This window comes from Brevirhabdus pacifica, assembly GCF_002797755.1.
GTDB classification, from domain to species: Bacteria; Pseudomonadota; Alphaproteobacteria; order Rhodobacterales; family Rhodobacteraceae; genus Brevirhabdus; species Brevirhabdus pacifica.
Window position 1 is genome coordinate 1,407,575 of record NZ_PGFI01000011.1, and the last position, 25,952, is coordinate 1,433,526.

The 25,952-nt window shown below is 62.8% G+C and carries 42 protein-coding genes and 1 pseudogene; 38 read left to right on the forward strand and 5 right to left on the reverse strand.

Annotation, left to right across the window (positions count from 1 at the left end):
* Positions 1-56: 56 nt before the first annotated feature.
* A complete protein-coding gene (locus CLV77_RS06730; protein WP_083707640.1) occupies positions 57-1,280 on the forward strand; it encodes a RelA/SpoT domain-containing protein in 1,224 nt (407 codons plus the stop codon).
* A gap of 65 nt (positions 1,281-1,345) precedes the next feature.
* Here CLV77_RS06730 and CLV77_RS06735 read toward each other — a convergent pair whose 3' ends face one another.
* From CLV77_RS06735 to CLV77_RS06750, 4 genes are all read right to left on the reverse strand, one after another.
* A complete protein-coding gene (locus tag CLV77_RS06735; RefSeq protein ID WP_076978700.1) occupies positions 1,346-1,549 on the reverse strand; it encodes a hypothetical protein in 204 nt (67 codons plus the stop codon).
* A 118-nt stretch (positions 1,550-1,667) separates the two neighbouring features.
* The gene (locus CLV77_RS06740; protein ID WP_076978699.1) at positions 1,668-1,898 is read right to left on the reverse strand and encodes a hypothetical protein; all 231 of its coding nucleotides are present in this window, start codon (positions 1,896-1,898) and stop codon (positions 1,668-1,670) included.
* 46 nt (positions 1,899-1,944) lie between these two features.
* Entirely contained in the window at positions 1,945-2,253 is a 309-nt protein-coding gene (locus CLV77_RS06745; RefSeq protein ID WP_076978698.1) for a hypothetical protein, read from the reverse strand.
* Between the two features lie 164 nt (positions 2,254-2,417).
* Complete coding sequence (locus tag CLV77_RS06750; RefSeq protein WP_076978697.1) at positions 2,418-2,750, reverse strand: helix-turn-helix domain-containing protein; 333 nt, start codon at positions 2,748-2,750, stop codon at positions 2,418-2,420.
* Positions 2,751-2,839: 89 nt separating this feature from the next.
* Here CLV77_RS06750 and CLV77_RS06755 point away from each other — a divergent pair, with 89 nt between their 5' ends.
* The 26 genes and pseudogenes from CLV77_RS06755 (at position 2,840) to CLV77_RS06875 (ending at position 16,769) form a co-directional block, all read left to right on the forward strand.
* Positions 2,840-3,070 carry a transcriptional regulator gene (locus CLV77_RS06755; protein ID WP_076978696.1) on the forward strand — a complete coding sequence of 77 codons (231 nt, stop codon included), beginning with the start codon at positions 2,840-2,842 and terminating at the stop codon, positions 3,068-3,070.
* 53 nt (positions 3,071-3,123) lie between these two features.
* Positions 3,124-3,504, forward strand: a complete 381-nt coding sequence (locus CLV77_RS06760; protein ID WP_076978695.1) for a hypothetical protein — start codon at positions 3,124-3,126, stop codon at positions 3,502-3,504.
* Between the two features lie 78 nt (positions 3,505-3,582).
* Entirely contained in the window at positions 3,583-4,065 is a 483-nt protein-coding gene (locus CLV77_RS06765; protein ID WP_076978694.1) for a hypothetical protein, read from the forward strand.
* An 80-nt stretch (positions 4,066-4,145) separates the two neighbouring features.
* Positions 4,146-4,373 carry a hypothetical protein gene (locus tag CLV77_RS06770; RefSeq protein ID WP_076978693.1) on the forward strand — a complete coding sequence of 76 codons (228 nt, stop codon included), beginning with the start codon at positions 4,146-4,148 and terminating at the stop codon, positions 4,371-4,373.
* A complete protein-coding gene (locus CLV77_RS06775; protein WP_076978692.1) occupies positions 4,370-4,741 on the forward strand; it encodes a RusA family crossover junction endodeoxyribonuclease in 372 nt (123 codons plus the stop codon). Before CLV77_RS06770 ends, CLV77_RS06775 begins: the two co-directional genes overlap by 4 nt.
* The gene (locus tag CLV77_RS06780; protein WP_083707638.1) at positions 4,738-5,295 is read left to right on the forward strand and encodes a helix-turn-helix domain-containing protein; all 558 of its coding nucleotides are present in this window, start codon (positions 4,738-4,740) and stop codon (positions 5,293-5,295) included. The genes CLV77_RS06775 and CLV77_RS06780 overlap by 4 nt, the downstream gene beginning before the upstream one ends.
* Positions 5,285-5,830: a hypothetical protein gene (locus CLV77_RS06785; RefSeq protein WP_143815096.1), complete on the forward strand. Its 546-nt coding sequence runs from the start codon at positions 5,285-5,287 to the stop codon at positions 5,828-5,830. Before CLV77_RS06780 ends, CLV77_RS06785 begins: the two co-directional genes overlap by 11 nt.
* Positions 5,827-6,096, forward strand: a complete 270-nt coding sequence (locus CLV77_RS06790; RefSeq protein ID WP_076978689.1) for a helix-turn-helix domain-containing protein — start codon at positions 5,827-5,829, stop codon at positions 6,094-6,096. Before CLV77_RS06785 ends, CLV77_RS06790 begins: the two co-directional genes overlap by 4 nt.
* Positions 6,097-6,441 carry a hypothetical protein gene (locus CLV77_RS06795; protein ID WP_076978688.1) on the forward strand — a complete coding sequence of 115 codons (345 nt, stop codon included), beginning with the start codon at positions 6,097-6,099 and terminating at the stop codon, positions 6,439-6,441.
* 84 nt (positions 6,442-6,525) lie between these two features.
* On the forward strand, positions 6,526-6,681 hold the full coding sequence (locus CLV77_RS06800) for a hypothetical protein (RefSeq protein WP_157802019.1): 156 nt from the start codon (positions 6,526-6,528) through the stop codon (positions 6,679-6,681).
* Positions 6,682-6,930, forward strand: coding sequence for a DUF2312 domain-containing protein (locus CLV77_RS06805; RefSeq protein WP_076978686.1), 249 nt, complete (start codon positions 6,682-6,684; stop codon positions 6,928-6,930).
* Positions 6,930-7,103, forward strand: coding sequence for a hypothetical protein (locus CLV77_RS16305; protein WP_157802021.1), 174 nt, complete (start codon positions 6,930-6,932; stop codon positions 7,101-7,103). Before CLV77_RS06805 ends, CLV77_RS16305 begins: the two co-directional genes overlap by 1 nt.
* Positions 7,103-7,225 (forward strand): annotated as a pseudogene (locus tag CLV77_RS06810) (single-stranded DNA-binding protein); the annotation flags it as partial. The gene CLV77_RS16305 and the pseudogene CLV77_RS06810, both read left to right, overlap by 1 nt.
* Positions 7,226-7,235: 10 nt before the next feature.
* On the forward strand, positions 7,236-7,724 hold the full coding sequence (locus CLV77_RS16935; RefSeq protein WP_083707637.1) for an HNH endonuclease signature motif containing protein: 489 nt from the start codon (positions 7,236-7,238) through the stop codon (positions 7,722-7,724).
* Position 7,725: 1 nt separating this feature from the next.
* Entirely contained in the window at positions 7,726-8,181 is a 456-nt protein-coding gene (ssb, locus tag CLV77_RS06820; RefSeq protein ID WP_076978684.1) for a single-stranded DNA-binding protein, read from the forward strand.
* Positions 8,181-8,477 carry a hypothetical protein gene (locus CLV77_RS06825; protein ID WP_076978683.1) on the forward strand — a complete coding sequence of 99 codons (297 nt, stop codon included), beginning with the start codon at positions 8,181-8,183 and terminating at the stop codon, positions 8,475-8,477. Before ssb ends, CLV77_RS06825 begins: the two co-directional genes overlap by 1 nt.
* A gap of 192 nt (positions 8,478-8,669) precedes the next feature.
* Positions 8,670-9,209 carry a hypothetical protein gene (locus CLV77_RS06835; RefSeq protein WP_076978681.1) on the forward strand — a complete coding sequence of 180 codons (540 nt, stop codon included), beginning with the start codon at positions 8,670-8,672 and terminating at the stop codon, positions 9,207-9,209.
* A gap of 169 nt (positions 9,210-9,378) precedes the next feature.
* Positions 9,379-9,777: a terminase small subunit gene (locus CLV77_RS06840; RefSeq protein WP_076978680.1), complete on the forward strand. Its 399-nt coding sequence runs from the start codon at positions 9,379-9,381 to the stop codon at positions 9,775-9,777.
* The gene (locus CLV77_RS06845; protein WP_083707636.1) at positions 9,755-11,017 is read left to right on the forward strand and encodes a terminase large subunit domain-containing protein; all 1,263 of its coding nucleotides are present in this window, start codon (positions 9,755-9,757) and stop codon (positions 11,015-11,017) included. The genes CLV77_RS06840 and CLV77_RS06845 overlap by 23 nt, the downstream gene beginning before the upstream one ends.
* On the forward strand, positions 11,014-12,402 hold the full coding sequence (locus CLV77_RS06850) for a DUF4055 domain-containing protein (protein ID WP_076978679.1): 1,389 nt from the start codon (positions 11,014-11,016) through the stop codon (positions 12,400-12,402). The genes CLV77_RS06845 and CLV77_RS06850 overlap by 4 nt, the downstream gene beginning before the upstream one ends.
* Positions 12,399-12,836 (forward strand): Ntn hydrolase family protein, encoded by a 438-nt coding sequence (locus tag CLV77_RS06855; protein ID WP_085047415.1) that lies wholly within the window; start codon positions 12,399-12,401, stop codon positions 12,834-12,836. Before CLV77_RS06850 ends, CLV77_RS06855 begins: the two co-directional genes overlap by 4 nt.
* Complete coding sequence (locus CLV77_RS06860; RefSeq protein WP_157802023.1) at positions 12,829-13,878, forward strand: minor capsid protein; 1,050 nt, start codon at positions 12,829-12,831, stop codon at positions 13,876-13,878. The genes CLV77_RS06855 and CLV77_RS06860 overlap by 8 nt, the downstream gene beginning before the upstream one ends.
* Positions 13,879-14,156: 278 nt before the next feature.
* Positions 14,157-14,888 (forward strand): hypothetical protein, encoded by a 732-nt coding sequence (locus CLV77_RS06865; protein WP_076978676.1) that lies wholly within the window; start codon positions 14,157-14,159, stop codon positions 14,886-14,888.
* A 25-nt stretch (positions 14,889-14,913) separates the two neighbouring features.
* Positions 14,914-16,083 carry a major capsid protein gene (locus tag CLV77_RS06870; protein ID WP_076978675.1) on the forward strand — a complete coding sequence of 390 codons (1,170 nt, stop codon included), beginning with the start codon at positions 14,914-14,916 and terminating at the stop codon, positions 16,081-16,083.
* Between the two features lie 60 nt (positions 16,084-16,143).
* Positions 16,144-16,269: a hypothetical protein gene (locus tag CLV77_RS16835; RefSeq protein ID WP_257787321.1), complete on the forward strand. Its 126-nt coding sequence runs from the start codon at positions 16,144-16,146 to the stop codon at positions 16,267-16,269.
* Positions 16,270-16,277: 8 nt separating this feature from the next.
* Complete coding sequence (locus CLV77_RS06875) at positions 16,278-16,769, forward strand: DnaT-like ssDNA-binding protein (RefSeq protein WP_076978674.1); 492 nt, start codon at positions 16,278-16,280, stop codon at positions 16,767-16,769.
* Here the strand turns inward: CLV77_RS06875 and CLV77_RS06880 are convergent.
* Entirely contained in the window at positions 16,766-17,143 is a 378-nt protein-coding gene (locus tag CLV77_RS06880) for a hypothetical protein (RefSeq protein WP_076978673.1), read from the reverse strand. The genes CLV77_RS06875 and CLV77_RS06880 overlap by 4 nt on opposite strands.
* Before the next feature lie 40 nt (positions 17,144-17,183).
* Here CLV77_RS06880 and CLV77_RS06885 point away from each other — a divergent pair, with 40 nt between their 5' ends.
* From CLV77_RS06885 to CLV77_RS06930, 11 genes are all read left to right on the forward strand, one after another.
* The gene (locus CLV77_RS06885) at positions 17,184-17,555 is read left to right on the forward strand and encodes a hypothetical protein (protein ID WP_076978672.1); all 372 of its coding nucleotides are present in this window, start codon (positions 17,184-17,186) and stop codon (positions 17,553-17,555) included.
* On the forward strand, positions 17,552-17,956 hold the full coding sequence (locus tag CLV77_RS06890; RefSeq protein WP_076978671.1) for a hypothetical protein: 405 nt from the start codon (positions 17,552-17,554) through the stop codon (positions 17,954-17,956). The genes CLV77_RS06885 and CLV77_RS06890 overlap by 4 nt, the downstream gene beginning before the upstream one ends.
* The gene (locus CLV77_RS06895; RefSeq protein WP_076978670.1) at positions 17,956-18,408 is read left to right on the forward strand and encodes a hypothetical protein; all 453 of its coding nucleotides are present in this window, start codon (positions 17,956-17,958) and stop codon (positions 18,406-18,408) included. Before CLV77_RS06890 ends, CLV77_RS06895 begins: the two co-directional genes overlap by 1 nt.
* Before the next feature lie 12 nt (positions 18,409-18,420).
* Positions 18,421-19,362 (forward strand): phage tail tube protein, encoded by a 942-nt coding sequence (locus CLV77_RS06900; RefSeq protein WP_143815095.1) that lies wholly within the window; start codon positions 18,421-18,423, stop codon positions 19,360-19,362.
* The gene (locus CLV77_RS16840) at positions 19,359-19,484 is read left to right on the forward strand and encodes a hypothetical protein (RefSeq protein ID WP_257787320.1); all 126 of its coding nucleotides are present in this window, start codon (positions 19,359-19,361) and stop codon (positions 19,482-19,484) included. The genes CLV77_RS06900 and CLV77_RS16840 overlap by 4 nt, the downstream gene beginning before the upstream one ends.
* Complete coding sequence (locus CLV77_RS06905; protein WP_076978668.1) at positions 19,481-19,945, forward strand: hypothetical protein; 465 nt, start codon at positions 19,481-19,483, stop codon at positions 19,943-19,945. The genes CLV77_RS16840 and CLV77_RS06905 overlap by 4 nt, the downstream gene beginning before the upstream one ends.
* A 267-nt stretch (positions 19,946-20,212) precedes the next feature.
* Positions 20,213-21,946, forward strand: coding sequence for a hypothetical protein (locus CLV77_RS06910; RefSeq protein ID WP_076978667.1), 1,734 nt, complete (start codon positions 20,213-20,215; stop codon positions 21,944-21,946).
* Positions 21,943-22,638, forward strand: coding sequence for a hypothetical protein (locus CLV77_RS06915; RefSeq protein WP_076978666.1), 696 nt, complete (start codon positions 21,943-21,945; stop codon positions 22,636-22,638). Before CLV77_RS06910 ends, CLV77_RS06915 begins: the two co-directional genes overlap by 4 nt.
* A 49-nt stretch (positions 22,639-22,687) precedes the next feature.
* A complete protein-coding gene (locus CLV77_RS06920) occupies positions 22,688-23,332 on the forward strand; it encodes a hypothetical protein (protein WP_076978665.1) in 645 nt (214 codons plus the stop codon).
* A complete protein-coding gene (locus CLV77_RS06925; RefSeq protein ID WP_076978664.1) occupies positions 23,313-23,699 on the forward strand; it encodes a DUF6950 family protein in 387 nt (128 codons plus the stop codon). The genes CLV77_RS06920 and CLV77_RS06925 overlap by 20 nt, the downstream gene beginning before the upstream one ends.
* Entirely contained in the window at positions 23,696-25,936 is a 2,241-nt protein-coding gene (locus CLV77_RS06930; protein WP_076978663.1) for a phage tail protein, read from the forward strand. The genes CLV77_RS06925 and CLV77_RS06930 overlap by 4 nt, the downstream gene beginning before the upstream one ends.
* Positions 25,937-25,952 lie beyond the last annotated feature (16 nt).

The following is a 25,952-nucleotide window of genomic DNA, read 5'->3' on the forward strand; positions in this document are numbered from 1 at the left end:
ATCCTCCAAGTGGTGTGCTTGGGGATGAAATACAAGAAAACTAGTATTCGGTCAACATGGAAAACAAGAAAACTAGTAGTAACGGAATCGATGTGCTACACCGTCCCTGTCAGCGCGGGACGGTCGCGCACCTGATCGCAGGGACAACGTCATTGCAGAATCACTTAGTACTCGGTTGCATCTACCCGGAGACAGCGGGGGTGATTGCCGTGGCGGACTATCCGACCAGAGAGTGGTCCAAGCGGGAAATCAAAGACGCGGGGCGAATGCTGGGCAGGACGGTGCCTTATGACAGCGACATGGCAGGTGCAGTCGCCGCATTTAATGTTGCCCACAACTGGCGTGCCGCTCATGCTTATCCGCTCATGCGGGAGCGCATCAGACTGACCACCATATCCAAGGGGCTGACCGCCGGTCGTATCAAGAGGATGGACTCCATAAGGAAGAAGCTTCGGCGCTCTCCAATCTCCTTGGACAGAATGCAGGACCTGGCGGGGATCAGGGCCATTCTGCCTACGATGGAAGATGTGAACCGAGTTCGCCGCCGCTACTCTGAAGACCTCCGAACATCAGACTATGTCGCCGAGCCAAAGCCCGGAGGATACCGCAGCATCCACCTGATAAAGCCGTTCGATGAAGCGGGAGCAGGGGCCATGTATCGCGGCCAGAAAGTCGAAATTCAGTTGCGCACCCACCTTCAACACGTATGGGCGACCGCTGTCGAAGCGATCGGCAATATGCGCGGAGAGGACCTGAAGGCTGGGGAGGGGAATCGCGGTTGGCTGCGGCTGTTAACCCTGATGTCTGGCGTTATCGCCGAACGGGAAGGCTTGCCGCAGGGCGCGGACGTGCCGATGGATCAAGCGGAACGCAATGCTGAGTTGCGCGACCTCTGCCACAGCCTGTCGGCGATTGCGGCGCTTACGTCGTTTCGTTCGGTAGTTCGTGAAACCGAAAGCCGGTCCGGATCAGGATTCTACCTTGTCCAGATGAACGCGGAGACAGGCGAAGTTACGGTGTCAGCGCAATCTTCATTCCGGATGGGAGAGTCCAGCTATAATAGCATGGTCGATAGCGGGGAGCGTCAGCAGAGCATTCTGGTTGCCGTTGACAGCATGGCGGCGCTACGAGCGGCTTACCCAAACTACTTTCTGGACGTGGCGACCTTCATTGAGCTTCTGGCGGATGCGACCAACATAAATATGGGGCTGACGGCCCCTATTCCGACTTCAGCGATAGACAGGCTGTCACTGGATTTTCTCAAAGCATGGAAGCGGTAATCGGCTGCGGTGCAAAAAAGCCCGCCGGTGAGGGCGGGCTGGGGCAGGACTGCGGGGAAAAAGACTTACGGGGCGGTCGGGATCATAGCGGCAATGCGCGGCCCAAAAATTGCTGCCGCCATCAGTCCGCCGACGACGAAGAACACGACCTGCGCCATGTCCCATTTCGACGGTATCTTGTCCTCGATACGATCAAGCCGGGTGTCGAGGCCATCGAACCGATGTTCAACATTTCCGATCTGTGCTTCAAGTGCGGCTACGCGTTCCATGGGTGGCTTGCCTCCTCCTCCATCATATGGGCCACCGCCCCCGGTTGACAAGGCACTATCCCTGACGTGCTTCAGAAGCTCTTCCATGGCTCGATCTTGACCGGTCATATCATGAACCTCACTCATTTTTACCGATCTCACGATCATAGTGCAGAATGGTCTTTAGCTCGCCGTATGTCGTGGTGAAGTCTTTAAGGGCTTTCTTGCGCCTCTCTGGCTCATCGTCGAACACGATTGCGGTCATTGCCTCGATTGTCATTCCTTGCAGATGGACCAGGCCAGATCGCAATAGTCGCACCTCGGACTCCAGCGCCGCCACTTTCTCACGCAGATCAGCGATTTCATCCATCACGTCACCTTCCTCACTAGTTCAGGCGGTAGGTTGAACCGGGACATCAGCGGCCAGCCCGCATCGCGGGTTCCCGGCGCAGCGCCGCGTCCGAAGCAGGTTCGGCGCGTGGTTTCGGCGGGGCGTCCTGGCCATCCGCAATGCGTCTCAGCAGTTGGTTGTTCTGGATGACCAGCGCCAATGTCCCGAACGTGAAGATCACCAATAGAGGACCTGCGACAAGAGCAAGCCAAGCCTGCCAGCCTCCGCCGGTCGAGATCCAAGCGGCCACCCCAAAGATCACTGACGCAATCAGCGCCAACCCGGCGATGAAGCCTACCATGTGCTTGAATGCTTCTGCGATGAAATTGATCATGGACTGCTTCCTTCGCGATTAAATGGGGGTGGCGCTTTATGTTGACCCCGATCCGAAACTGAATGTAGCGTGAACGAAGTGAGAACATCTGGAGTTGTATATGGAAATTCGGAATCGCATATTGGCGAAGGCCGATACTCTCCCGCCTGAGCAAATTAGAGCGTTCATTGAGTGCTACCGCGCTGTCGCGACAAAAGGAAATCAAGGTAATCGTCTAGCAGACGCAATTGATTTACATCGTTCGATTCAACAATTTGAGTGAACTTTTCCCGCACCTCATCACCGCCTCCGGGGACGTTTGGACGGTAGGCAGGGTCCAAGTCGTGAACTGCACATCCAAGCCCCTCGGCGATCTTCGGTAGCTTCTTGCTGCTCGTGTTTTCGCCGCGCTCAAGCTGAGAAATCAACTGCTGGCCGACCCCGGCTTTTTCTGCCAGCGTCTTCTGCGACATTCCGCTCGCTTTGCGGAGTCTCCTGAGGTTCTCGGCGATGCTCATATCGCGCGTAGCATACCAGCGTCCTTGTTGGCCGCTAGACAAGTTTCCTAGTTGACTGGCGAGTGCCGTCATACTAGAAAACTAGTATTATGAGCATCAGAAAACACATCGAGCGAGCTGTTAAACACCATGGCTCTCAGGCGAGGCTCGCCGAGGCGATTGGGTGTTCGCAACAGCAAATATCCTACCTTCTCAAGGCCAAGGGTATCACCGCCGACATGGCAATGAAGGTTGACGCTGCCACCGATGGGGCGGTGTCCAAGCATGAACTGCGCCCGGACATCTTCGGAGAACCTGAGCGCACCACGGACGCCGCCTGATGCCCCGGGACGCATCACCCATCCCCTCGTGGGAAGAGTGCGCGGACGCTGGCATGAGCGCCGCCGAGGCTGCCGAGGCGCGGGGGGTGAGCATCTGGGCCGCAAGAGAGGCCACCAAAAGGCACGGGGTGAAATTCCGTGACGCCCGCAAGGACCCCGAGTTCGCCGCCGCTAATGCCGAGCGGATGAAGCGACGCTACGCCGACCCCGAGTTCGCCGCCGCTAATGCCGAGCGGTTGCGCAAGATGAGCCACGACCCCCAGATTGCCGCCGCCCGCGCCAAGGCCATGCGCCGCCTTCATCGTGATCCCGCCTTCAACCCGCTGGCCGCGCTCACCGCTGAGGAACGCGCGGACTACGATCTGATGAAGCGAAACAAACTCACCCGGAATGAAGCCCTCACCGCCATTGGGCGCAAGGACCTCATCCGATGATCCTTTCTCTGCATCTGCGTCTTCCATGCTCCGAACATGGGGCAGGGGGCGTCAACCACAAAATGAATGAGGTTTACGATGGCTGACCGTCTTCGCGCTGAGATGTTCCGCGCCCTGATCGCCCGCACTGGCGGGTTCGACGCTGCCTGCGCTGTTATCGAGGCCGCGACAGGCGAGGCCCCCCACAGGTCCACAGTCTCGCAGGTCCAGAACGGCAACGCGATGGTGCCTGGGCACTGGGCCGAGATCCTCGAAAACGCCTCGGGCTATTTCCCGTTCTTCAACATGCGCCGCCGTGAATTGGAGCAACGCGCGGAGGACGGGGCTTCCAGCCCTTTGGACCTGTCGTCGGCAGCGGCGAAGGAGGGCGGTGAAGCCATATCGTGGGGCCTTAAGGCGATCGCGTCGGGCAAGGCCGGTGATGCGGCCCGCGCCGCCGTGGAGCATCGCGAGGCAGCAGACGCCCACACCCGCTGCGCCAACCATTTCGAGACGCAGGGCACCGCGACAGTCACCCCGGTCTCAGGCAAGGCGACGCCTCTCCGCGAGGTGTCCCGATGAGCAGACAAGCCGCCACAGAACGCGGCCAACTCCCGTCCCCGGTGCCGCCTGACCGGGGGCGGGCTTTTCCAACAGGCAGCATGATCGAGCATAGCCGTGAACACGACCTGCGCGACCTGACGATCCTGCACATGGTCGAGAACGAGGGGCGCACGTTGAACGAGGCGGGCCGGTTGAACGGGGTATCCCGCAGCACGGCCTCCGGCCTGCGTCGGCGCGTCCGTCTGGCCTGTGGCAAGCATCCCTGCGCCTGCGAGAAGCCCGAGAACATGGACGGCGGTATGCCCCCGCTCTGGTGGGACGTATGACCATTTCCCTGAACCTGCCGTTCCCCGTGCCCCTCAGCGCCTGCTTCCACAACGTCCGGGGCAGGGGGAGGGCGACCACCCCGCGCTACGCTGCATACCAGCGCGAGGCCGGCAAGATGATCCTCGCGCAAGGCAGCCCGAAGGTGGCTGGCCCCGTCGTTCTGGAGGTCGATTTCACCGCCCCCGATCGGAGGGCACGAGACGGCGACAACCTGCTGAAATGCGTCTTCGACACGCTGGTCAAGGCCGGGGTGATCGAGGACGACAACAACCGCGTCATCGTCGCGTCCTCGTTCCGCTGGGTGCATGATCAGACCCCCTGCCGGGTCACTGTGCGCCCTGTCGCGGCTTCTGTGGGGGCAGCATGAGCCACAAGGCGACATCCTGGCTGGCGGGGCTTCGAGATTTGCGACCCGGCGAATTCGTCGTCCTGTTCCATCTGTGCGACTGCCACAACCCGTCGCTGGGGTGCTTCCCTTCCCAGGAGTACCTGATGGACCGCGCCAACGTCTCCAATGGCTCCCTGAACAACCACCTGAACGCACTGGAGGCCCGCGGGCTTATTCGGCGTGTCCGGGCGATTGATGACCGTACCAAACGGCAGCGCCCGACGCGCTACATCTTGGGCTTTGAGATTGGCGAGGCACAGGGGCCGTCTACAGGAAATGGAGACGGAAATCCGCCCGACCTGACTCCAGAAGATGGAGGCGGAGCCGTCTCCAAAAAACAGGCCGACCCGTCTCCAAAAAACGGGCCGACCCGTCTCCAGAAATTGGAGACTAACCTTGTAAAGGGAACCCGTAAGGGAACCACCCCCCTTAGCCCCCCCACGGGGGGGCGGAGAAGGAATTCACATTCATTCGGTGTTTCGGAAGCTGTGAAGCGCCGACTGCTGCCGGAGGATTATCCCGATGAAGTATGAGCAACGAATAGCGATCATACGCCGTGAACTGATCGAGCTTCTCAGCCGCTTCTCAGCCCCTCGGGGGATGACCGAGGAGGGGCAGGGGCAGATGGTCGAGAGCATCGCCGATGCGCTGAACCGCAAGCTGCCCGTCGGCAACGAGGATCAGTTCCGCGAAAACCTGAGCCTGACGTTCGCCGCCGTGCTGGATGGGCACGACAGCTACGCCTGGCCGCCGCAGGCCTCGTTTGTGAAGCACATCTCCCGGCGCGGCGCGGCCCCGGTCAAGGCCCCCGAGACGTTCGCGGCATCAAGCCGTGACGAGAGCGCGGCAAAGCTGATGCGGGAGGGCGCCGCCGTTCCCGAGGCTTTCGTCTGGGGGCCGGCCAGCGGTCGCCTCCTGAGCGGGCTGGTCGATCGCGCCACCCTCGACCGATACCGGGAAGGCAGCGTCCGCCAGTATCTCGACCTCTACCGCAGCGATGCGGCGAAGGTCATGGAGGGCCGCTTTGGCGCAGTCGTTCACAGCTATTTCGGGAGGGACGCCGCATGACCCTTCCCGATTTCCTCGCCCCGCGCCAGAAGCGGGCCGACCAGATCGTCATGGATGTCGCCGCAGAGACCGGCATCCCGATCAGCAAGATTTTCAGCGCAAATCGGACCCGCCAGATCTACCGCGCCCGCCAGTATGCCCAATGGCGGATCTACCGGGAAACCGGAATGAGCCTGCTCAGCATCGGGCGGATGTTCGGCCGGGACCACACGAGCGTCCTCAACAGCATTCGCAGGATCGACACACTCATGAAGGAGGCCAAGTAGATGACGTGCAAGTGCATAAGCTACAACCAGCCGCAGCCGTGGCAGACAGTTGGTAGCCGGATACTGACGTGTCCGGAGTGGGCAAGTGAGCATGAGAACGCCCGCGCTACCATCTGCGTTGACGAGTGCATCGCGGATACCGTGCTGGCGCTATGGTCCGAGCGCATTTGGACCTACGGGGCCTGCTGTGGGCATGGCGATCCGGGAAATCGGTCAATCATCATCGACCGCCACGACCGGGAAGCTGCCCGCAAGGTCCTCGACCGGATTGATCCCGCAACCCACCTCGGCGCGTGGGAACTGGTCTTCGACGCACCCGGAATTTCACATCAGGAGGCCAAGTAGATGCCCGATGTGTCCCTGCACGGTAACGGCGAGGACTGCCCAGCTTGCGCTCTGCGCCGCGAAGGTCTGCGCGAGGTGAAAGCAATGAAACAGGCGGTTTCATGCAACTTCTGCGGCGGCACCGGTCGCGTAGGGCGAGCAGTGCGCGAGATCATCCGGGAGGCTGTCGAGTGGGCAGCCGAGAATTACTGGCCCGAGCGCGAGGCGCGGTGGCAGCAACCCAACAAGGAGGCCAAGTAGATGGCAGATCAAACCTACCGCGTCACAGCGGACGAACTGCGCCAGTTTATCGAGCGCTACGAGCGGCTGGAACAGGAAAAGAAGGACCTGGCCGACCAGCAAAAAGAGGTCATGGCAGAGGCCAAAGGGCGCGGCTACGACACCGCCGTCATGCGCAAGGTGATCGCCCTGCGCAAGCGCGACAAGGACGACATCGCCGAGGAAGAGGCGGTGCTGGACCTCTACAAGCAAGCGCTGGGGATGGACTGATGGGAGCGACTGAAGGGGAAATCACATTCCGAGAGTTCGAGGTGAAGCTGCGGGCCGCCGTAGAACATTGGCTTCTGAACTGGGTCGAGAACAACAGAGACATGCCAGACGAATATCCCATGTCGATGGGCGAGGGCGACTGGTGGGAACAATTCGTGGCGGAGAACTTCTGATGGCCGGATCACTGAATCGCGTAATGCTGATCGGAAACCTCGGAGCCGATCCTGAAATTCGGACATTCCAGAACGGGGGCAAGGTCTGCAACCTGCGCATTGCCACCTCCGAGAACTGGAAGGGGGCCGATTATGCCCTCTCCTGAAGCCCCTTACCTCCGGTTTCTTAAGGGCTTTGTCGTCAGCCCCGACACTGGATGTTGGCTGTGGGAAGGATCAACATATCAAAACGGATATGGGTGGTTGAAGGTTTTCGGCAGCGTAGTTTCCGCGCATCGATTCTCGTATGAGCTTCATAAGGGGACGATTCCCGATGGCTTGGAAATTTTACACTCTTGCGATGTGAAGCATTGTGTCAACCCAGACCACCTGAGGGCGGGAAGCCACGCGGAAAACATGGCAGAGGCGGCGGAGCGCGGGCGAATGCGCAGCGGCGCTGACCACCCCCAATTTGGAAAACTGCAACAACGTCCTAAGCAGGCTAAGCCCGTCCGGGTCTTAGGGAAAGACTACGAGAGCATAAAGGCGGCTGAGAGGGCTTTAGGTCTGGGGGGCGGGACCGTCCGTTACTGGCTAAACCATAACCCCTATCGCGCGCAATTAATCGAAAAAGGAAGATGAGATGTCGTCGGTAAATAAAGTCATTTTGGTAGGGAACCTGGGCCGAGATCCTGAGGTAAGGACCTTTCAAAGCGGGGGTAAGGTCTGCAACTTAAGACTTGCCACAAGTGAAAAATGGACCACGAAAGACGGCGAACGCAAGGAGCGGACCGAGTGGCATTCCGTTGCGATCTTCTCCGAACCCCTGGCTCGCATCGCCGAGCAATACCTGCGGAAGGGTTCCAAGGTCTATCTCGAGGGTCAGCTTGAAACCCGCAAATGGCAGGACCAGTCCGGTCAGGACCGCTATTCGACCGAGGTTGTCCTGCGCCCCTACAAGGGTGAGCTGACGCTGCTGGACAGCCGTGGCGGTGAAGGCGGCGGCGGTGGCGGCTACATGGCCGACCAGTCGGGGGGTGACGCTCCGGCGGGGGGATACGGCGGCGGGGATCTTGATGACTCGGAGATCCCGTTCTGATGCACGTCACCAGCCACTTCCGAGAGCGCGTGGCGCAGCGAGTTGGGGGCGCACTTGACCCTGAAGAACTGGCTGCGGCGCTCGACTGGGCCATCAGCGAAAACAGATCGGACCTGGTCGAGTATGTCGGGCGCCGCAACAGGCGGGGCGTTCGGGTGTTCCGGTTCCGGGCGGCGCCGGACGGTCGGATGTTCTTGGCCGTGATCGACACGCAAGCGGGTGCGGCAATCACCCTATACGAAGATCAGGGGGCAGGAACATGGGGCAACGAGACCGGGAGGTTCGCGGCAGAATGACCACCGCCCGCCTCACCGAGCAAGTCGAGACACAGGCCGCAAGCCTCAAGGCGGCATGGCTGGATCTATCCCGCCTTCGGAGCCGCTGCGAGACCCTACAGGGCATGGTGGACTGGCAGCGGGCGCGGATCACAGAACTTGAGGCACAACTGACAGACAGCGCCATCGCAGAGCGCATATTCGGGGGCAGACATGGGCAAGATCAAGGCTAAGAAGCGGGCACCGTACACCCCGCCGACCACGTGGGACGCAGGGCCGGACACCGCAGCACAGCGGGCCGGTCGGATCATCGAGGACGTTACCGAGACCGATCCGGAGACAGGCAAGCGGGTCAACCCCAACGGCATCAAGAGGGCACGCCGTATCGACCTTATTGAGCACTACCGGATCATTGGCGTAATTACCCAGGCCGAGTTCACCGCGCTCATGGCCCTGCGCATGGCCTACGAGAAAACGCAGCGTGGCCCTCCGGCCATTCAGGAACTCCAGGTAGACACCAGCTCGAAGCCTGATCACGCGGTCGCGATCCTCATGGATCGGCTCAGCAGATACTCCCAGATGATGGCCCACGTTCGCCCCGAGCATCGGCGGGTTATCACCTGTGTCGTGCTGGATAATCAGACGGTGATGCGGATAGGGTTCAAGGGGCGGCGCTATCAGGCGGGCATGGACCTGTTCAAGGCCGCGGCCGTCGCATTCGAGGCCTCAGTCAATCGGCACAGCGCCCCTTGACCGGAAATGGAAAAGGTGCGATCTTGGCATCATCGGAGTAGTCCGACACAGAATACAGACAAGACACAGGGCGTCCTTCGGGGCGCCTTTTTTCGTTGCCGCATTCAGCAGGCTGGCAAACCAGAGGGCGGGAAGCCCTTCACATATTCATCACAGACGGGAAGTCACGATGACGCTCACGGCGAAACAGGAGCGTTTCGTCCAGGAGTATCTGAAGGACGGCAACGCCACCCGCGCTGCCAAGGACGCGGGATACAGCCATAAGACGGCATATTCGGTCGGCGCGGAAAACCTGAGGAAACCCCAGATCGCTGCCGCCCTTGCAAAGGCCAAGGCAGAACGGACGGAGCGGACACAGGTCACGATGGATTACGTCATCGGCAGGCTCGTCATAGAGGCCGAGCGCGACGACGAGAAATCCAGCCACTCGGCCCGCATTGCGGCGCTGACCCAGCTGCGCCAGCATCTCGAGGGAGTGGGCGACCCGGACGCCGCAGCCCCGCTGTCGATCAACATCTCGACGGTCGAGGCCGTCAGGGAAGTCCGTGTCACACGATCTAAGGCTTAACGCCGCGCAGTCGCTGTTCCTGAACGCCAACGGGAACGGGCTGGATACCAAATTCAGGGCCTATGTCGCGGGCTTCGGTGGGGGCAAGACCTTCGTCGGGTGCCTGGACCTGTTGCTGTTCATGGGCATGCACCCAAGCTTGGTGCAAGGCTACTTCGGGCCGACATACCCGAGCATTCGGGACGTGTTCTACCCCACGTTCTCCGAGGCCGCCGAGATGCTTGGCTTTCGCGTGGCTATCCGCGAGGCCAACAAGGAAGTCCATGTCTATCGGGGGCGGGCCTTCTACGGGACCGTGATCTGTCGATCGATGGAGAGAGCCGAGGCCATCGTGGGCTTCAAGATCGCCCGCGCCTTGGTGGACGAGATCGACACGCTCAAGACCGAAAAAGCGCAGGCCGCTTGGAACAAGATCATCGCGCGTCTGCGCTTGCAGGTGCCCGGTGTGGTCAATGGAATCGGAGTAACGACGACGCCGGAGGGGTTCCGCTTCGTATACAGGGCCTTCGCGGACAACCCAAAGCGGGATTACAGCATGGTGCAGGCCAGCACCTACGAAAACGCATGGTCGCTGCCGCCCGACTACATTCCGTCCCTGCTGGACACCTACCCGCAGGAACTCATCAGCGCGTATCTCGAAGGGCAGTTCGTCAACCTGACGAGCGGCACGGTCTATCGCAGCTACAACAGGGCCGCGAACGACAGCACCGAGGAAATCCGGGCCGGTGAACCATTGCGGGTCGGGATGGATTTCAACGTCGGCAACATGGCCGCCTCTGTGTTCGTGGATCGCGAAGACGGCTGGCACTGCGTCGATGAGATCAAACGCGGCATCGACACGCCGGCAATGATCGAGACGCTTGCCGAGCGGTATGACGGGCACGTCCTGACGATCTACCCGGACGCCAGCGGCAAGAACGCCAGCAGCAAGGGCGCCAGCGTGTCGGACATCGGTCTTCTCAGGAAGGCGGGGCACAAGATCCGGGCCAAGGACAGCAATCCGCGGGTCCGCGATCGGGTGCTTGCGGTCAACAAGGCGTTCGAGCGCAAGGCGATCTGGGTCAATGCCCGTCGCTGCCCGGAAACGGCCAAGTGCCTTGAGCAACAGGCCTACGACGACAACGGCGAGCCTGACAAATCGTCGGGCCTCGACCACCAGAATGATGCGTTCGGCTACCCTGTGGCGTTTGAAATGCCCGTGGTGAAGCCGACCTTCCGCAGTTCGGAGCTTCGTATATGAGCGACAGCGTAGCCAAGCGTTCCCAAGCCAGCGCCGCGATGGTTGCGTCGGCGGCCAAGGGCAGGGCGCTCATGGGCGGCTCGGACGCAATGCGGCAGGCGGGCGAGACGTACCTGCCCAAGTTCCCCAGCGAAAGCCTGGAGGCTTACCGGGCGCGGAAGGATTCTTCGTGGCTGTTCAACGGCTATCGCAAAACCGTGCGCGACATGACGGGCCGGGTCTTCGACAAGCCGGTCGAGCTGGGCGAGGAAGCGCCGGCGGCCGTCAAGAGGTGGGTCGAGAACATCGACATGGAGGGCCGCGACCTTTCCACCTTCGCGCGTCAGGTGTTCGAGGATGCAATGGCAGGCCCCGGCATCAGCTTCATCATGGTGGACGCACCGCAGCGCGACGGGGATGTGACGAGGGCACAAGCCGAGGCGGGCGGCATGCGCCCCTACTTCGTGCATCTGCGTGTCGAGGATATTCTGGGCTGGAAGACGGCCACCGTGAACAATGCGACCGTGCTGTCGCAGGTCCGCATCATGGAGGAGATCAAGGAGCCTGACCCCGATGACGAATTCGCGGAGATCGCCACCGAGCAGGTGCGGGTTCTGGACCGATCTGAAGGAGGGGTGCAGACGCGGATCTACCGCAAGGTCAAATCGAAGTGGCTTGAGGTGCCTGAGATGGCGTCCACCAGCCAGTTGAGCGAAATCACCATCATCCCGTTCTACGCCAACCGGGCGGGGTTCTTCACGGGCGCCCCGCTGCTGGATGACCTGTCGGACGTGAACATCGCCCACTGGCAGAGCCAGAGCGACCAGCGCAACATCCTGCACTTCGCACGGGTGCCGATCCTGTTCGCCGCCGGCATGACCACTGAGGAAGGCCCGCTGGTTATCAGCTCGGGCGCCGCAACCACGGCAACCGATGCGAACGCCAAGCTGGAGTGGGTCGAGCATACCGGAAAGGCGATTGATGCGGGCCGTCAAGACCTCAAGGATCTGGAATTCCAGATGGAGACGCACGGATTGCAGCTTCTGGTGGTAAAGGGGCAGCAATCAGCGACAGGGGAAGCTCTGGACGCGGCCAAGGAGACATCCACGCTGTCGATGACCGCCGACCAACTGAAGGACGCCCTGGAACAGGCTATGGACTGGCTTGGCAAATACGGCGGGCAGACGTTCGAGCCGTCCGTCACGGTCAACAAGGACTTCGGCGTTCACATGATGGGCGCACAAGAGCTTACGGCGATGCTGACGGCGGTCAACACCGGCAACATGAGCCGCGAGACCTTCCTGCGCGAAATGGCGCGGCGGGGCATGATCCGGTCCGACATCGACGTCGAGGACGAGATCGAGCGGATCGAAGCCGAGGGCAACGTGATGGAAGACGCGGAATGACGGTCATTGCAGTCCGGGATGGCGTGATCGCGGCTGACCGGCTGGTCACATGCGGGTCTGGTCGGAGCGGCGAGGTCCGAAAGATCGTTGCTGTGCCGGATCATGTTGGTGGTGGTTTTGCGGGGGCCAGCGGCAATCTGGCGCCGGCACAGGCCGCTCTCGAAAAGATGGGCGCGGGACGTCCCGAAGAGGTTGATGGCGGCGATTACGAGGTCATCTGGCTTCTCGGCGATGGCACGGTGCGCAATTATGAGGGCGGCGGATGGTTCAGCCTCGAAGCACCTTTTCAGGCCATCGGGTCGGGGGCAGAGATTGCCCTCGGGGCGCTGCATGTCGGGGCCGATGCTGAGACGGCGGTTCGCGCCGCCTGTGCATTGCATACCGGCTGCGGAGGCACGGCAGACATAGAGCGGGTGTGCTGTGTCGTTGAATGACGACATCGCCGACGCGCAGATCGCCCACAGCATCGGGCTACAACGCCTCAGCACCGCCACGGTAAGGAAGATCGTCGCACGGCTGCGCCGGTCGGAGGGCCGCATTCTGGCGCGGCTGGCACGGGATGACCTGTCGGCCCTGAGCCGGGCACGGCAAGAGCGTCTGTTGAAGGATCTGGAGGCCATCCTTGAGACGGTCAAGGCGGACACGCTGGGTCGCCTGACCATCGACCTTGAGGCGCTGGCGGAATACGAAGTGGAATATCAGCTCGACCTGTTCGAGAACGTCGCCCCGGTGCGCTTGGATTTCGTGCGGCCGCCATCAAGCCAGATCGTGGCCGTGGTGAACAGCCGCCCGTTCCAAGGCAGATTCCTGCGGGAGTGGTTTGACGAGATCGAGACCGGGGCCTACCGGAGGCTGCGCAACACCATCCGCGGGGGTATCGTGGAAGGGCGCACGACCGACCAGATGATCCGAGAAATCCGGGGCACGGCGGCGCAGGGCTACAAGGACGGCATACTGAACCGCACCCGCCGCGATGTGGAGGTGGTTGTCAGAACAGCGGTTGCGCACACGGCGCAGGCGGCCCGCACGGACCTCTACGCCCGCAACAGCGCCCTGATAAAGGCGGTGCAGTGGACATCCACGCTTGACGGTCGCACGAGCGCGATCTGTCGTGCCCGTGACAACAAGGTGTTCCCGGTCGATAGCGGCCCGCGCCCCCCGGCGCATCCGAGTTGCCGATCGAGCGTCGTGCCAGTGCTGAAAAGCTGGCGGGAAATGGGCCTCAAGGGCCTGCCGGAAAGCACACGGGCCAGCATGAACGGGCAGGTGCCGGCGGATCAGACATACAGCACCTGGCTGCGCAAACAGTCGGTGGCTTTCCAGAACGAGGTTTTGGGAGTAAAAAAGGCCACCTTGTTCCGAAGGGGTAGCGTTGATCTGGATCGGTTCGTGGACCGGGCCGGGAATGAATTGACCTTGGACGAACTGCGCAAGCGGGAATCCGAAGCATGGACGAAAGCAGGCCTAAATTCCTGAAACTGGTGTCCAACCAGAAGCAGAAGCAACGGCCGCTCGACTCCGGGACACCCATCGTTTGCAAGCGATGCAACAACAACCCGAACCTGATCGAGACGAGGCGACCACGGTTCAAGGATGGCCGTGTGGTCAAGGGGAAGGGGTCTGTATGGCTCTGTCCCTACTGCATGAACATCGTCTGGCCATAGGCCGCACCAAATCGACCTAACCGGGCCTCGCATCTTGCGGGGCCTTTTTCGTTGGCGGGAAGCCAACTTTCAACAGCGGGAAGCTGCAAAATGGCTATTGCCTATCAACTGGACACACTCGACGGCATCGAAAACGACGCGATCAAGGACCTCTACAAGGAAGCGAACGGGAAGTTCGTCTTGGACGTGGAGGGCGTGGAGCCTGCGGAGGCTGTCAACGGCCTCAAGACGGCTCTGGTGAAGGAGCGCGAGAACGCGGCCGCCTACAAGAAGCTGGGCACGGCCGACGAGATCGCCGCCAAGATCGCCGAACTCGAGGACAAGGCGTCGAAGGGCGGCAAGGCAAGCGCCGACCAGCAGGCCATCATCGACCAGTTGAAGGCCGATTACGAGGGCAAGCTGAAGGAGCGCGACGACAAGATCGCCCAGACATGGCAGCGGCAAGCGTCGTCGGACCTCAAGGCGGAACTGGCCAAGGCCGGGGTTGTTCCCGAGGGCCTTGACCTTCTGGCGGGGTTCGCAGCCTCGCGCATCAAGTTCAACGACGATGGCACCCCGAAGGTTCTGTCGTCTGACGGGTCGCAGCCGATGATCGGCAGCGGCGCGAACGGGGGGGCCACCCTCTCCGACCTCGCCAAGGAACTGGCGGGCAGTATTCCGCACCTCGTCAAGGACGGTGGAGCGGGGGGCGGCGGGAAGCAGCCCGGATCACAAGGCGGGAAGCCTGAAGCAAAGACAGTAACGCGGGCCGTCTTCGACGGAATGTCTCAGGTCGAGCGGTCCGACTTCTCCAAATCAGGCGGCAAGGTCACTGACGGCTAGCCCGCGAAAAAGAAGGAATTGAGGAATGGCAAACGTCCTCACTGATCTGGCGGCTGACATCTACAAAGCCGCTGACATCGTAGGCCGCGAACTCGTCGGCTTCATCCCCTCCGTTACCCTGAACGCTGGCGCCGAAGCGGCTGCGCAGGGCGACACCGTGCGGTCGCACTTCACCCGCTCGGCAACCGTCAACACCTCGGCAACGCCGAGCATGACCATCCCGGAAGGCGATGACCAGACGGTTGACAACAAGACCATGACCGTCTCGCAGATCGCCTCCGTCCGCATCCCGTGGACCGGCGAAGACATCAAGCATGTCGGCAACGGCTCCGGTTTCGAGACCATCTACGGCGACCAGATCGCGCAGGCCATGCGCGGCATCACCAACGCCATCGAAACCAAGGTCGCCAGCACGGCCTACGTCGCGGCTTCGCGGGCGGCCGGCACTGCCGGGACGGTTCCCTTCGCGTCCGCTCATGGCGTCGTCAACGACGTGCGCAAGATCCTGGTGGACAACGGAATGCCGGTGGACGACGGGCGCGTGTCGCTGGTGATGAACACCGAGGCAGGCGTCAACTTCCGCAACCTCTCGAACCTCTACAAGGTGAACGAGGCCGGTGATAGCCGCCTGCTGCGTCAGGGCGTTCTAACGGACATCTCGGGCATCATGATGCGTGAAAGCGCACAGGTGCAGAGCCACACCGCAGGGACCGTGACCGGCACCGTGACCGTCACGGGCGTGAACGCGATCGGGACCACTGCCATCGGCGTGACGACCGCTGCCGGTGCGTCGGTTTCGCTCAGCGCCGGCGACGTTGTTACCTTCGCGGGTGACAGCAACAAGTACGTGGTGGCGTCGGACGTCACCATCGGCGCATCCACCACCGGGACCATCACCATCGCGTCCCCCGGTCTGCGCGAGGCAACCGCCGGCTCCGAAGCTGTCTCCGTGGGCGCCAGCTACACGGGCCACGTCGGCCTGCACCAGTCGGCTGTCGAGCTGGTGGTCCGTCCGCTGGCAAAGCCGCTCGGTGGCGATGCTGCGGTCGATGTGATGACCGTGCAGGACCCCAAGTCGGGCCTGGTGTTCCAGCTGAGCGCCTACAAGGGCTACAACAAGGCGATGATCGACATCACCACGCTTTACGACGCGAAAGCGTGGAAGCCCGATGCGATCGCTGCCCTGCTGGGCTGATCTTTCTGAGGGGGCGGGCCATGTTCGCCCCCTTTCCCAAGATCAGCAAAGGAGAACAGCATGAAACTCCCCACCGTGAAAATCGCGACCGAAGATGGCTATGCCATCATCAACGAAGCGGACTACGACCCGAAGAAGCACAAGCCGTTCGAGCAGAAGACGACCCCGAAGAAAAAGCAGAAGTGACCTGACCAATGGCCCTTGATACCACAGTCGGCGGCGCATCGTCGGACAGCTACGACACGCTGGCGGCCTATCAGGCGTATGGCTCGGACATGGGCTGGACCCTTGCCGCAGATGCGGCCAATGAGGCGAACCTACGCCGCGCCGCTCAGGTCATCGACCGGCAATATGCGTTCAAGGGCTACCGCGCGTCCTCTACCCAAGCGCTCCAGTGGCCGCGCGACATCAACGACCTGATCGAGGGCTATGCCGTGTCTTCCACGACGATCCCGCAGGCGATCATCTATGCCCAGTTCGAGATGGCCTACCTGATCCAGAACGGAGCGGACCCCTTTGCCACGATTGCAGGGGTGGTGGCGTCAACGCGGAGCAAGGCGGGGCCGGTCGAGACGGAGACCACCTACCAAGGCGGCAAGGGCCGCGCGTCCTATGTGGCTATTTCCGGGCTGCTGGCACCCTATCTGACCCAAGGGCGAGGCCAGCGCCCGATGGTGCGTGGTTAGGGCAGGGGGCTTCCGTCTACGCCCCGCGCTTCGGTCACAGTGACCCTGTAGGTGAGGCGAGCCGGGTCGGCGCGTTCGGAGACGGCGGGGAATTGCAGGAGGATGCGGATCGTCTCGGCAGGCTCGATGCCGCCCGCTACCTGATACTGATACATCGCTCGGCTTGAGAGGCTGTCGGTATCCACCCACGGCACCGCGCGGCCTTCTTCGGACACCAGGACCGTGTAGGAAAACTCGGCGACCGCTTCGGTATTCCGGTTTGTGAAATCGCACTCCAGCAAGCCGGGGTCGATGGGGTCGCAGTTCGCCACAGTGACACCGCCGGCAAAGGCGGGGCTGGCGGCGAGGAAGAAGGCAAAGATCGCGTGTCGCATGGGGACTCCTTTGCCGGCAGAATGCTGAAAGGTCACTCACATGGCAACCACCGTTGCAGAAATCGCCGCCGAGGCATTCACCGCGGTCGCGGCGGAAATCACCGACGCCATCCAGTCGGCCACCATCAGCTATGACACCCAAGGGGCCTACAACGCCACCACCGGCACCTACGCCACCACGACCACCACGCTGACCGGGCGATCCGTGGTCGATCAGGTCACGCCGGCGCGGGACATCTTTCCCGACTATGTGATCGGGCCGCGCGACGAAATGGTCCTGCTGGAGGGCTTCACCACGGTCCCGAAGGAGACGTGGACGCTGACTTTCTCCGGCAAGGATCACACCATCATGGCGGTGCAGGACATCGTGTCCGCCGGCACCCTGTTCTATGTGATCGTGAGGCGCAAATGACCGCGCGGGAATTCTCGCTGCAACTGGATCGGGAGTGGGCCGAAAAGGTCGATGACCTGCACGAGTTCGTGTCGCTTGTGGGTCTGACGGCCCTTCGCGCGTTGGTGCAGAAATCCCCGGTCGATACCGGGCGCTTCAAGGGCAACTGGCAACTGTCCATCGGGACGCCGGAGGCGGGGCAACTGGAGACCACCGACCCGAGCGGCGGCGCAACCCTCGCCAAGGGCAGCACCGCAATCGCGCCTTATGCGGGCCTGAAGAACTTCCCGCCGGTCTGGATCGTCAACAACCTGCCCTATTCGGAGCGGCTTGAGGACGGCTATTCCAAGCAGGCACCGGGCGGGATGGTCGGGCTGACCGTGGCGGAGTTGCAGACGATGTTCAACGGCGAGGACGTGTGATGAGCTACGCCAACGAACGCAAGGCGATCGAGACCTATTTCATCGCCCAGTGGGCGGGGGCAACGACTGTCATTCCTGACGGGCAGACCGGAGAGCCAACCCCCGATAGTGTGCGCCTGACCATCAACAGCGGCGCTGTCCTTCAGGGCAGCATCGGGCGCACCAGCAACCGCCACGATCACATCGGAACGCTTGTGGTCGGCATATACACCGATGGGGCGCTCGGGTCGGCTGCGTGGCGGGCCTATGCGGACACGATCATCGGCTTCCTGACCGAGGTTACGCTGAACAGTAGCGGCGCGGTCATCAGCACGACAGCAGAGGCGTTTCTGCGCTTTTCGCCGCCGGAAATGGGGGAGGGACGGCACCCCTACATCTCGGCTTCGTTCAAGGACGCGCCGTTCCACGTCACCAACATCACGGCGCCGTTCGTGCGCTATTCCTACAGCTAAGGAGGCCCGTCCATGACCGGCACTGCATCCAGCCAAATGCGTTCGGCCTACGTGGCCGAAACCACCGCGGGCACGATTCCCGCCCTCCCCGGATTCACCACCCTGCACCAACCGGCGCGGATGACCGCAGCGGTGGAGCCGATTTCCGGCCGGTCCCTTGTCGCCAGCGGCGCCCGCATGGGCCACGGCATCCAGGGGATCAGCGTGTCGGGATCGCTGGAAAGCCCGCTGATCTACGGCGTCTACGACACGCTTCTGGCAACCCTCCTTCAAGGCTCGTGGGCGACCAACGTGCTGAAGGACGGCAAGGCCGTTTCCACCGTCGCCATCGAGAACACGCTTCCGGCTGGCGTGGGCGGCACCTCGACCATGCTGCGGTTCCGGGGCGTGGAGGCGACCGGCGGCACCCTATCCCTGCAATCGAAGTCGGCGGCGCAGCTGTCCCTGACGCTGGCGGGCATGGGGTCCGACGACGCGACCACGACAGCCATCACGGGTGCTACCTATACCGACCCGACCGAGGCCGACCCCCTGTCCAGCGGGACGGATGTCGGAACCATCGCCTTCTCGGGCTATACGCTCGACTGCATGCAGGCGCTGGAAATTGCGCTGACCTACGAGAGCCGGGAGCCGCAAAACCAGATCGGGTCGGATGACCTGTGCGGGCACACGCGGGGCGACCTGCTGCCCGAGCTGACGGCAAACATCCTGATCGAGGGAAACTTCCTCGCGATCTACAACGCCATCCGGTCGCGGACCCACGCGGCGTTCTCCGTCACCGTCCCGCTCGGCTCCGTGTCGGGGGAGAAATACACGATGGTCTTCCCGTCCTGTCACTTCGGCATGGGCGAGATCGACACATCCGGTGCGCAGGCGCTCCAGAAGGTGACGATCCTGCCCCAGTACGACACCACCGAGGACGCCGTGGTCAAGATCACGCGGGCCGTCGCATGATCGCCCTGAAACGCTTCGTCGGCGTGATTGACGGCAAGGAGCGCCGGTTCGAGAAGGGCGACAAGATCACCAAGGCCGAAGCCGAGGCGATGGATCTCGTCAGGAAGGGGCTGGCGAAATGAAGCTGAACCAACGCGAACTGCCGCTGGTCAACTTCCGCCGCGTCCTGCCCGAATTCCTCGGCCCCGGCGGCGAGTGCTTTCTGGAGGTGGATGCGCGGCCCGGCGGGTCGATCAACCCGGCCTATATCGCAGGCGCCGAAGCGTTGATGCTTCGCGGCAGCGTGGCGCAGCGGCGTCTGGAGCGCGAGACCGACGACGAGGCCTATGTTTCGCAGGGCTACAAGGCGGCGCAGGAAATCACCCTCGAACGGCTTGGCCTGCTCTATGACGCCTGCGTGATCGAGTGGCGCACCAACATCCAGGACGACGGCAAGGATCTGGTCTGCGACCGGGCCAACTTCCTCGCCCTGTGCGAAGCGCGGGTGCCCGAGATCGCGGAAGCCGTGGCCGACCTTGAGGGGGCGTTGGTCGAAGCAGCCGATGATGTGGATGCATCGGACAAGGCCACGGAAAAAAACTGATCGCGGCCCTTGAGTTTTCGCTGACCTATTCCGCCGACGAGCTGGAGTATCTGCGAAACAAGGGGGCCGTGATCGAAGCGCCAGACCCCGGCAATTGGCTGGCTTGGCGGGCTTTCAACATGCTCCGAGGCTCAAGAGGTCTGGGCGCGACCATACCATTTTCAGAGATCGCGGCGAATTGCGACTTCTTCGGGCTGACCTGCCCGGTGCAGCGGCAACGCCATGTGCGGTTCATCGTGGCTCTGGATAACGCGGAGGCGGCATATCATGGCAAATCTTCGCCTCAACCTTGACCCGAGGCCCCTTGAAACGGGCGCCGACCGCGCGGAGCGGTCGCTGGAAGGGGTCAAGACCAGCGCATTTCGTGCCGAGAGCGCTGTGGAGCGCCTGGGGCGGGGCGTCAGGCGCGGTTCGCGGCGGTTGAGCGAGGGAACCAGCGTCAATCGCAACTTCGGACGCAGCGTCCAGAACGTGTCGTTCCAGATCGGCGACTTCGCGGCTCAGGTGGGTGCTGGCACGGCGGCGTCGGTCGCGCTCGGTCAACAGATGCCGCAATTGCTGGGCGGTTTCGGCGTCCTTGGCGCCGCGATGGGTGCCGTGGTTGCCATCGCCGTTCCCCTCAGCAACGTGCTGTTCAAGATGACCGCAGGCGCAATCGACTTGTCCGCAGCATTTCCTATTCTCGCCGGCTCGTTCTCGGGCGTCTCCAGCATCGCAGAGACCTTTGATAAGGTGGTCGGCTTTGCGGTCGAGAACCTTGAGCGGGTGGTGTTTATCGCGGGCACGGCGGCTGCGCTGTTCGCGGGCAAGTTCGTGGTAGGCCTTGTTGCCGCAAGGGTTGCCACGATGTCGCTGGCCGGCGCTCTGACCTTCCTTCGGGGCGCGTTGATCCGCACAGGCATTGGCGCTTTGGTCGTCGGCGCGGGCGAACTCGTCTACCAGTTCAGCCGTCTTGTGCGCGGCGCGGGTGGCTTCGGTGAGGCAATGGCCATCCTGAAGGACGTGGCGTCCGAAGCCTTTGGCCGGATCGACGACATCATGGAGGGGCTGAAACACACGTTCGCCTCGGCGGCGGCCTATCTCAAGTCGGTATTCCTCGATGCGATCCATTCCGTGCTTAGTGGCTTCATGGAGCTGACCAATCAGATTGCGGACGGCATGAACGCGCTGTTCAACACCAACATTTTTAGCGGCGCGAAGCTCGGGCTGGTTGTAAAGGATCTGGATCTAGCAGCGCGAGAAGCCCTAGGACGGTCGGAGTCATCCAGCGCCACCGCCTCGTCGGCGTTTGATAGGGCCACGGCTCCGCTGGAAAGCCTCGGGCGCCTCAAGGACACGCTGAGCAAGGTCGATGCCGAATACAAGAAGGTTGCGGACTCGAGCGACAAGGCCGGGAAGAAGGGCAAGGGCGCGGCAGACAAGGCCGCCAAAGCAGCCAAGAAGGCAGCGGACGCGGCCAAGAAGCTGGCCGAGGAAACGGGCAAGGTCTGGGAGCAGTTCAAACAGGCTGGCGGGTCTGCCATCGACCGGCTTATCGACGGGACGGCCACGCTCAAGGACGCCTTGATCGACGTCATCAAGGAGTTGGGCAAGGCCATCCTCAAGAAGAACCTGCTGAGCAAGATCCAGGGCACAACCGCATCCGACAGTGTGGGAACGATGCTGTTCAAGGGCCTGTTCAGCGGCTTCTTCGACGGCGGCGGCACCATTGGAATGGGTCAGTATGGCGTGGTCGGCGAGAACGGGCCGGAGATCGTCCGTTCAACGTCCAGCGGCGCGGTTGTCACCAGCCGGGCCGACACGGCCCGGATGATGGGCGGAAACCAGAACGTGAATGTGCAGGTGGGCGTGAGCGTGGACGATGCCGGGTCTCTGCGGGCTTATGTCCAGAACGTGTCCACAAGCGCGGCGAGGGGCGCGGCCGGGGCTGCGGTCCAGCAGGTCAAGGGCAACTTCAAGAACTGGCAGAACCAGCTTGAAACGGATGGAGCGCTGGCATGAGTTACAGCCCGGTCATCTACGACTGGCGCTCGGACTGCGTTCCGTTGAGCCAGGTGTTTCGCGCGGGCGGCAGGGCAAACGAAGGCGGCATGACCCTCGGCGGGATCAACGTCGTCAGCCCCGCACCGGGCGGGCGCGGTGAGTTGCATCTGGAGTTCGGACCCTTCGCCACCACGGCGGCCAACAAAGCGGCCAGTTGGACCATCAGCCGCATGATGAACGGGGCCATCATGCGGATCGGCCTCTGGAACAGCGTCCAGCTGGTGCCCAACAGCGCCTTGGGGATTTCCAACGGGCTTACGTGGTCGAATGGGCAAACGTGGTCCAGCGGGGCTTTCTGGCGCTCCCGGCCCTCGGCGGCGATCACGGCGGCGGCAGGGCGGGGCACGACGACCCTGACGGCGGATCTGGGCACCTATGGCGAGATTGTCGAAATCGGCCATGTCGTCGGCGTGAAGGCCGGCGGGTTCGAGTTCGCGCATATGGTCGAGGAAATCAGCTACGACGCTTCGGACGTGGCGACCATGACCGTCTCGCCGCCGCTTCGCAGGGCCGTCACCACGTCGGACACCCTGCAATTCCGCCCCTCGATGCTGGTGCAGTGCATGAACGCCCGCGAGGTGATGAACAACTTCCAGAGCGGGCGTCACATGGCGTTCAGCAAGGCCGAATTCGTGGAGGCGCTGGTATGATCCGCATCGGCGAAAACAGGCCCGCGCCGGTCAAGACGGGGGGCGAGGAATGAGCGACTTCTCGACGGTCCTGCTTGCGGCCACTGGTGCGGCCACGGACGCCCACGACATCCGGGCGGTGGTTCGGCGATGCTTCTTCTATGACTTTCTCGGCTATCCCGTGCGGATCTGGGACGGCGAGGGGGTGCTGACCACATCGGACGGCAACGAATGGCTTGGCTCCATCGACGGCAACGGCACCAACCACCACCGGGCGGCGGCGGTCAGGGACGCGAGGGACGGGGCCAGCCCGCGCTATGAATTCTCCATGCCCTTCATCGACCAGGCCACATTCGATGCGCTGAAGGCCGACCAGGATCTGGCGGCGGGCCGGGAAGTGACCTGCCATAACGCGATCTTCATCCACGGGGAGGGCATCGCGCCGACCACGCCCATCCGGTTCAACTACCGCCTGCAAATCATGGGCGTGAAATTCGGGGAGCGGGCCGAAGCGCTCGAGGGGACCACCACCAAGACCTATTCGGCCTCGGTGCTGTGTCGCTCGCTGGAATATGGCCGGTCGCGGGTTCCTTCCGGCACCTACACCGATACGGCGCAGAGAGAGCGGGCGCGGCTCGAGGGCTATGCCGCCGACACCTTTTGCAGCTTCGTCGCAGCCAACAGCAACCGGACCTATGTCATCGGCGGAAATTGACGCCCTCAAGGCGCACTGGCGGTCAAGCCGGTTCGAATGGGGCGGGGCAAACTGCGCCCTGTCGGTCTGCGACTATGTGCGTGACCGGACGGGCGTAGACCCTGCCGCCCCGTGGCGGGGCGCCTACAGCGACGAGGACAGCGCACGGGCGATCCTTGATGCTCACGGCGGGCTGCTGGGGCTGTTTCGGTACGGCATGGAGCAGGCGGGCTTTCCCGAGGGCGAGGCTATCGCGGGTCGGCCGGTTGTGGCGCGGGTTTTCGGGGTGGAGGCCGCGGGGGTCTGCGCGGGACCACGGCAGATATTCAGAACGGAACGCGGCGTCCTTGAGATGCGGGCGGAAGTGTTGGGGGCGTGGATCGTATGAAGTGGCTCGTTCTGTTCATGCTGGTTGTGCCATTCCCGTCGCAGGCGGAGCCGGTTTCGGCCTTCTTCTACGGTATCAGCACGTTTGTCAGCACAGGCGTCGTTGCGGGCGCCGGCGTCACGGGGGCGTTTGCGCTAGGCACCAATGTCGCCGCGTTCTTCTCGTCCACCCTCGGCTCGATCCTGCTGAACGTCGGCCTGGCCTTCCTCACGGCGTCCAAGCCGAAGGGGCCACAGGCGCCGACCATCGAGGAAGCGCGGGTGAACAGCCGCCTTGCCGACGCGCCCCGCTGGCAGATGGCCGGGACCGTCTCGCGCGGGGGCGAGGTAGGGATCTTCGGCGAACACGATGAGAGCGGCAACTTCTGGTATCTCGCGGTTCACGGGGATGCGGAAATCACCGGCACCCCGACCTATTATCTCGACGGGATCGAGGTCACGCTATCGGACGGCACGGATGGGTTCACGGCTGGCGACGTGCTGACAGATGATTTCTGCCTGACCGACGAATACGAGCAATACGAGGGCACCGGAACGCGGGTGCCGTATTTCCGGCTTTACACGGTCACGCCTTCATCGGGCAGCGACTACGGGACCAAGCCTTCGGCCTTCACGTCGGCCTTCTCGAACCTGCCGGCCAACTTTCTGGGCGTCGGCGTCTGCTACACGGTCATCCGCTGCAAGGCCGCGCCGCCCGAGCATCGCGGCAAGGTCTATCGCTGGCGCGGCGCAATCGGCATAGGCGAACCTTCTGTCACCATCGTCGCCAATTTCAACCGGATGTATGACCCGCGCAACGGCGCCCACGATATAGACGATCCGACGACATGGACGGCAGGCGACGGCAACCCCGCGATTGCCTGGGCATGGTTCCGCACCTCGTCGCGCGGACGCAACCGGCCGATGACGGAGATCAACTGGACGAAGGTCGCGGCAGAGGCGGACAAGTGCGATGCGACGGTGCTGGATCGCAGCGGCAACAGCATCCCCCGCTATCGCTGCGGGGTGGCCTTTCCCGACAACAAGCCCCGCCATGAGTGCGAGGCCGAAATCCTGATGACGGCGGATGCGTTCGTTGTCTACGACAGCGAGGGCAAGGCATGGCCGCGCGTGGGCGTCTACGAGGCCCCGACACTGACTTTCTCGGCCGCGCGGGACATCATGTCGGCGGAGACCGAGGTGGTTGACGACGGCGAGGCGGCAGTGGACGGGGTGATCGTCAACTACATCTCGCCCGACCACGACTACACCAAGCAGCCCGCGGCGCCGTGGCAGAATACCAATTACTACGACGGGGTGAGTGAACCGAACTACCGCACGTTGGATATTCTGGGATGTCAGAATCACAACCAGGCTGTGCGGCTGGCGAAGGCCATCGGCCTGCGGTCGGCGGCAAGCAAGCGGATCGGCGTCGGGACCACGGTCAAGGGCATCCTCGCCAAGGGCGAGCGCACGATTGATCTGGACTATGACGCGCAGTTCACCGGGGATTACGAGATCGTGACGCCGGTCGAGGAAGACCCCAGCGGCATGGCGACCAGCTTTGCCTGTGTGCCGATGCAGACCGATCGCTATGACCTTGGCGCCGGGGAGGAGGGCGTCCCGCCGGCACCGACGCCCGCGCTCAACATCAGCGACACCATCGCGGCCGCGACGAACGTGGTGATTACGGCGGCCCCCGTGGAGACCAGCAGCGGGGCGGCTGTGCGGCTCGAGGCGACGTTCGACGCCCCCTCGCGCGTGGATCGCCGCTATCGCTTCCGCTACGCGCCGACGGGAACAACGGTCTACGAATATTTCTTCGTGGATATGGACGACCAGCGGGCCTATTCGGCGGTGGTCGAGGATGGCGTGGTCTACGACGTGCAATACCAGACCACGACGGCGGGGGGCAGGGCCTCGGCGTGGTCTTCCATCGTCAACGTGACGGCGACGGCCAACCCGACAGCTCCGGCAGCCCTTGCCAGCGCCAGCGCGACCGGCGGGGCGGGTGAGGCGACGGTGGACTTCACCACGGCCAACGACACCAACCAAGCCAGCGTGGCGATCTATCGCAACTCGGTCGCCACCTACGGCAGCGCGACCCTGATTACCACGGTTATTGCCGGGGCGAACGTGACCAACTCGGCGACGGAGACCGGCCTTGCCGCCGGAACCTATTACTACTGGGCGACCCCGCAGAACGGCAGCGGTGTGGCCGGAACACCAAGCGGGCCGTTCAGCGTGACCGTCACCTAACCAACCAGAGAGCAGC